Here is a 6,000-nt window from a genome sequence, read left to right on the forward strand (position 1 = left end):
GAATCCGTTGGTTTTGCCCCAATAAGGCCATAGAATAGCTTATCTCTAAGATTTCTCTGAGGAAACCAGTATTGCGGGCTATGACCATTTCCAGACTCCCCTTCGCGCACTCATGCGCAGCCGTGGCTCTTGCCCTTGGCGCCTCCCTTATTTGGACCGGCAGTGCGTTTGCACGCCCTCAGGTGTGCGACAGGCTTGAGACGGAGTTTATCGAGCTTTCTGAGCAAGTCGAAAGCAATGGCAGCTCCAACAGCTGGCAAACGGCCTATGAAGAGCAGCTGATTCATATCCGCAATGTGCAGTCCCAGATGTCCAACTTCGGCTGTGATGGCTCTTTTGGCCCTGCTCAGTGCCAGCAGCTGAGCTCATCCCTTCAACAGATGAATGAGAATCTGACCTATCTCGACAGTCAGAGACAGCAGGAACTGTATTCCAGCGTTTTGCAGGACCGGCTTACTGAAGTGAAGCAGGCACTGGTTGATCTGAACTGTTCAGATCGTTCTGACCAGCAAGTCCAGCCACTGACACCGCCACCCGCACAGGCTAATCAACCTTTGCAGCTGGAACCGCGTTCGACCGCAGGTTTCTCCTCTGGTGGTCAGCAGTATGCGACCATGTGTGTGCGCAAGTGTGATGGCTACTACTTCCCGATCAATCCGAATTCCAGCGCGGAAGATCTGGCGGAAGATGGAGAGATTTGTCAGGCGCTGTGTCCAAGTCAGGACACTGAGCTGTATGTCTTCCAGGTTCCTCAGGAAACACCTGCCCAGATGCGGTCTTTGTCCGGTGCGCCTTATACGTCGCTTGCCAATGCCTATCTGTTCAGACAGCAGAACAACCCGGCCTGTTCCTGTGATGCAGCTGGTGGACAGCCTGGCAACCTGGAGCCGACACCTGCGATCCCACCTTTGGAGCAGGCACTTCCGGGTAATCAGCTAGAAGATCTGACACCGGGTGCAACTGCGACATATCCTGCTATTCCGAACCAGAGTGAGCTGCGTCAGACCGTAGATGCAACAGAGGCCCAGAGTGATATCTCCGAGCCTCCACTTGTTCAGAAGAAATTTGTGCCGCGCGAGGTTGAACCGCGCACAGGCCCTATCAGGAAAGTCGGTCCAAAGTTTTTTCCCGACCGATAAGAGGTAGCATGTTCTTCAGGTCTGGACCGTGTGCCAGACCTGTAATTGCCTTGCGCAGTGGCATGAACAGACCTTTGCCTTTACGGCCTGTCTCGGCTTTGACAGCTTTGGTCCACTCGCCCCATGTTTCCTCGGTCCATGGCTCTTGCGGCAGCAGAGCCTTAGCCTGAGTGATGAAGTCTTTGTCTTCCTCGGCAATGTCTGGCGTGGCAGACCCAACGATCAGCTCCCACCATTTTTTCGCATCGCTTACGGTGGAGCAATTCTCTTTAACGGCTGCCCAGAACGCATCATCCCCTTCAACGCCATCTGCTTTCAGGCGGTCGGCGACATCGGCAAAGCTCATGGCATGGACGAGTTTTGCAGTCAGGTGACCCACATCTTCCGGGTCAAACTTTGCAGCTGACTTGGAGATGCCAGAGAAGTCGAGCATGTCTGCCAGAGCTTCCATGGTTGGAGCTGGTTCAACTGCGTGACTGGTGCCTGTCAGCACTGCAAGGGAGCAGACTGCCATTGGCTCATAGCCCTCTTCCCGCAGTGAGCGGATAGACAGCGCGCCAGAGCGTTTGGACAGGCCCTCACCTGATGCAGTGGTCAGCAGGTTGTGGTGACCAAACTCAGGAACTTGTGCCCCCAATGCCTGGAATATGGCAATCTGAACACCAGTGTTAGCAATGTGGTCTTCACCGCGAATAACGTGCGAGATACCCATATCCGCATCATCCACGATGGATGGCAGCGTGTAGAGGTAGGTTCCATCTGCACGGATCAGCACAGGGTCAGACAGGGAGGCAAGATCAACGGTCTGACGACCACGGATCACATCATCCCAGTGCACTTCTGTTCTGACAGTGGAGAATGCATCATTTTCTGCGTGGTTTGGCAGTTTGAAGCGCCAGTGTGGTTTGCGGCCTTCTGCTTCATATTCAGCGATCTGCTCATCCGTGAGCTTCAGGCCAGCACGGTCGTAAACAGGAGGACGGCCCAGAGCACGCGCACGGTTACGGCGGCGCTCCAGCTCTTCAGGCGTCTCGTAGCATGGGTACAGGAGGCCAGCGTCTTTCAACTTGGCAGCTGCTGCATCATACAATGCAAACCGCTCGGATTGTTTTTCCACGCGATCAGGGTTGATACCCAGCCACTTCAGGTCTCCGGCAATGCCCACTGCATACTCTTCTTTAGAGCGTTGCACGTCGGTATCGTCGTAGCGCAGAACGAAATTGCCGCCCTGCTTTTTAGCAAAGAGATAGTTGAAAAGCGCCGGGCGCACATTGCCGATATGGATGTGGCCAGTCGGAGATGGCGCGAAGCGAACGGTAACACTCATGGCTGAGCCTTCTCATCAATAAACAAGTTTGACACTCGGGTATCGCGTTGGCTGGTACGGGTCAACCAGCCAATCTCCGATACCTACGGAATATCTTGGGTTTTAGGTTCAGTTACCGGCTTTTGCTGAAGTCAAGCTGGAGAACGAACCAGCATCAGCTGCGGCTTTACGGCAAACAAAACCAGGCCCAGGCCGAAGCAATAAAGGCTGGAGAATGCAAACTGAGTGTCCAGCTCAATACCGTTATCCAGCAGAACGCCCATAAGCCCCGGAGCTAGCGCAGAGGCAAAGACCATCATAGCGGAATACACTGCACGGATGGACCCCAGATGAGCTGTTCCATAAAGTTCGGCCAAAACAGCAGAAGCAATCGCCCCCCAGGAGCCAACGGTTATGGCGAGGATGATCATCGCAATTGGCACAAAGTACTCTTCGCCGCCAAAGGCAAACACGAGCACGCTCACACCAAGAGGAATAACAGAAAGCGGGAGCAATGAGACGGCAGAGAAACGGTCAATCAACATACCAGCAGTCATAGAGAACACGGCGCCAGCCGCTGCATAAAGTGGCAGGTAGGACGGGATTACAGTCCGTGCCCAGCCCTTTGCTTCCATGAAGTGGACCTGATGGAACATGAGGCCCGTGACAAGAAACGGTACAGCGAGCACGGCTGTCATAACCACCCAGAACCGCCAGTCTGACATCACCTGCTTTCTGGTCCAGCTCACAGCAGGGCCATTTGAGCCTGAAGACTCAAGCGGGTTTTCCGGTGTCCGGTCCTTCTTGAGGGTCAGATAAGCCAGAGGAAGGAAGACGACGAGAAGCGTTATGCCCGCTGCGGACCAGAGATCCCGCCATGAGAATGCGACCATGAGCGAGACAGCGGCCAATGGCAAAAGCGCTTCGCCTGCCATATTGCCAAAGGACGCAAGGCTGAGAGCCTTCCCTCTGGAGCCATGGAACCAGCGTGACATGGCTGTCTGCGAAGTATGGGGGAGCATGCCCTGCCCGAACAGACGTAGACCATAGAGGCAAATTGCGAGTAATATTATGGAGTTATGCCAGCTCATTAAGAAACTGAATCCGGCAAGAATGATAATTGCAGCACACCCGACGACCACAGGGCGATAATAATCGACTATCCTGCCCAAATAGATAAGCGTTGCAGCACTTGCCAGTGTCGCGAACATGTAAATTGAGCCGAAATCACCGTGAGAGAGGCTATAGGTCTCACGGATCTGGGAGGAAAATTGCGCGATGAAGAAGGTTTGACCAAAGCTGGAGCCAAACCCGAGCAGAAACCCGCCCGCGACCCAGCGCAGGTTGCGCTGGAGAAATTGGAAGAAAGTCATAGACTTAACCTAAAAAGCGTAGAAAGTGATTCAGGCAAGGCGTGATGCTTGCCTGAGCACCAGAGATCAAGTCCAGAGCGCGGCTTGCTTGTTCTTAAAGTAAGATCTCAAGCCGCATGTGGTTCTAGGTTCGATCCCGGAAACGGTTGGTGATTGGGTAGCGACGATCGCGCCCAAAGTTCTTTAGTGTGATTTTAACACCCGGTGCAGCCTGACGACGCTTGTACTCTGCGATGTAAAGAAGGTGTTCGACTCGATGGATGGTTTCTACAGAGTGGCCGCGCTTTGCGATCTCGTCAAGGCTCAACTCTTTTTCAACGAGACAATGCAGGATGTCATCCAGAACATCGTATTCTGGCAAGCTGTCCTGATCGGTCTGGTTTTCACGCAGCTCAGCTGTTGGCGCTTTGACGATGATGTTGTTCGGGATCACCTCACCCGCTGGCCCCATAACACCTGCCGGATGGTTTTTGTTGCGCCAGTCAGACAGACGATAAACCTCGGTCTTGTAAAGATCCTTGATCGGGTTGAAGCCGCCATTCATATCCCCATAAAGGGTGGCGTAGCCGACAGACATTTCTGACTTGTTGCCGGTGGTCACAACCATGGAGCCGAATTTGTTGGAAACAGCCATAAGGATGACACCGCGAGAACGGGACTGGAGATTTTCCTCGGTGATACCGCTCTCAGTGCCGGCAAATACGCCAGCCAACGTCTGCTGGAAGCCCTCGACAGGCTCCGCGATTGGAATGGTATCGTACTTCACACCGAGAGCATCTGCGCAGGCCTTGGCGTCCTTGATGCTTTCCTCGGAGGTGTAGCGGTATGGTAGCATGATGCAGTGAACACGATCAGCGCCCAGAGCATCAACGGCCATGGCCGCACAGATCGCGCTATCAATACCGCCGGACAGGCCAAGTACAACGCCCGGGAAGCCGTTCTTGTTCACGTAGTCTTTGAGGCCAAGGACACACGCAAGCCAGTCTGCTTCCTGTGTATCTGGCATTGGAACGATGCGAGTTGGTTTTGCGAACCACAGACCTTCAGCATCTTTATTGAAGTCCAGGTAATCTGTTTCCTCGGTGAACTGACCGAGTTGCATCACCAATGAGCGATTATGATTGAGGGCAAAGGATGCGCCGTCAAACACGAGCTCATCCTGACCGCCAACCTGATTGCAATACACGAGCGGAAGGCCCGTTTCGACAACACGAGAGAGCATGATCTGCATGCGCTCATCTATTTTATCGCGGTAGTAAGGAGACCCATTTGGAACCAGCAGGATTTCAGCGCCTGTCTCTTCCAGACATTCACAAACCTCATCGGACCATGTGTCTTCACAAATCGGAACGCCAAGGCGCACACCACGGAAACTCATCGGTCCCGGATTGGGCCCAGCATCAAAGACACGCTTTTCATCGAAAACGCCATAGTTTGGCAGGTCGACCTTGTAACGCAGGCCCTCAATGTTGCCGTTGTCGAGCAGTGCGACGGCGTTGTAGAGCTTATCCTCTTCGGCCCATGGGAGGCCAACGAGCAGCGCGGGACCACCATCAGCCGTTTCTTTGGCCAAGCCTTCCAGTTCATGCTTACAGGCAGCTACGAAGGCTGGCTTCAAGACCAGATCCTCTGGCGGATAGCCAGCCAGAAACAGCTCAGAATACAAAACCAGATCAGCGCCTTGTTCGGCGGCTAGCTTTCGGTGATGACGCACTTTCTCAGCATTACCGGAGATATCACCAAGGCAAGGGTTGGCCTGTACGACGGCCAAACGGAACTGGTCTTTAATCATCATATAAACTTCAAAGGCTTTAGTGGATGGAAGGGGTGGCCCTGTTTGCTTCGAGCTTTAATAGCTTTGGTTCTCGTGTACCGCGTTTTTGTAGCAGAGAAAAGTCGATCCATCACATAGTTGACGGTTGAGGAAAGGATTCACAGGATGAAAATCAATCTGACGACTTCTTCTTCACCTGCCCAGAATCTTTCGCCTTTGCCATGAGGTCCAGATGCTGTTGCAACCTTGTACCCATTGGCATCTGTGCCATGTCCCTGGCCTGAATAGGCTCATCCCCCTGCATCACGATGGCCTTCAGGCGATCATACAAAATTGCGGGCGCAATTGGTTTGGCAAGGAAGTAATTTACGCCAGCATTGCGCGCCGCCACAACAACGGAACGGCGGG

The 6,000-nt window shown here is 53.6% G+C and carries 4 protein-coding genes and 1 pseudogene; 1 reads left to right on the forward strand and 4 read right to left on the reverse strand.

The features are described 5' to 3' along the window. Positions 1-122 precede the first annotated feature (122 nt). Positions 123-1,139 carry a DUF2865 domain-containing protein gene (locus tag PsW74_RS28185; protein ID WP_206599965.1) on the forward strand — a complete coding sequence of 339 codons (1,017 nt, stop codon included), beginning with the start codon at positions 123-125 and terminating at the stop codon, positions 1,137-1,139. On the opposite strand, the gene gltX is transcribed toward PsW74_RS28185, so the two are convergent. The 4 genes and pseudogenes from gltX to PsW74_RS29570 form a co-directional block, all read right to left on the reverse strand. After that, complete coding sequence (gene gltX / locus PsW74_RS28190; protein ID WP_063288366.1) at positions 1,102-2,466, reverse strand: glutamate--tRNA ligase; 1,365 nt, start codon at positions 2,464-2,466, stop codon at positions 1,102-1,104. The genes PsW74_RS28185 and gltX overlap by 38 nt on opposite strands. 131 nt (positions 2,467-2,597) lie before the next feature. Then, positions 2,598-3,818: an MFS transporter gene (locus tag PsW74_RS28195; protein ID WP_063288365.1), complete on the reverse strand. Its 1,221-nt coding sequence runs from the start codon at positions 3,816-3,818 to the stop codon at positions 2,598-2,600. Between the two features lie 124 nt (positions 3,819-3,942). Further along, complete coding sequence (locus tag PsW74_RS28200; RefSeq protein ID WP_153041698.1) at positions 3,943-5,610, reverse strand: NAD+ synthase; 1,668 nt, start codon at positions 5,608-5,610, stop codon at positions 3,943-3,945. A gap of 154 nt (positions 5,611-5,764) precedes the next feature. Further along, positions 5,765-6,000 (reverse strand): annotated as a pseudogene (locus PsW74_RS29570) (response regulator transcription factor); the annotation flags it as partial.

This window comes from Pseudovibrio sp. W74 (genome assembly GCF_001623085.1).
Taxonomy (GTDB): domain Bacteria; phylum Pseudomonadota; class Alphaproteobacteria; order Rhizobiales; family Stappiaceae; genus Pseudovibrio.

What these genes read in the sequence shown, in the direction of transcription:
- gltX (WP_063288366.1), bottom strand. Translation starts at nt 2,466, where the DNA reads ATGAGTGTTACCGTTCGCTTCGCGCCATCTCCGACTGGCCACATCCAT.
- PsW74_RS28195 (WP_063288365.1), bottom strand. Translation starts at nt 3,818, where the DNA reads ATGACTTTCTTCCAATTTCTCCAGCGCAACCTGCGCTGGGTCGCGGGC.
- PsW74_RS28200 (WP_153041698.1), bottom strand. Translation starts at nt 5,610, where the DNA reads ATGATTAAAGACCAGTTCCGTTTGGCCGTCGTACAGGCCAACCCTTGC.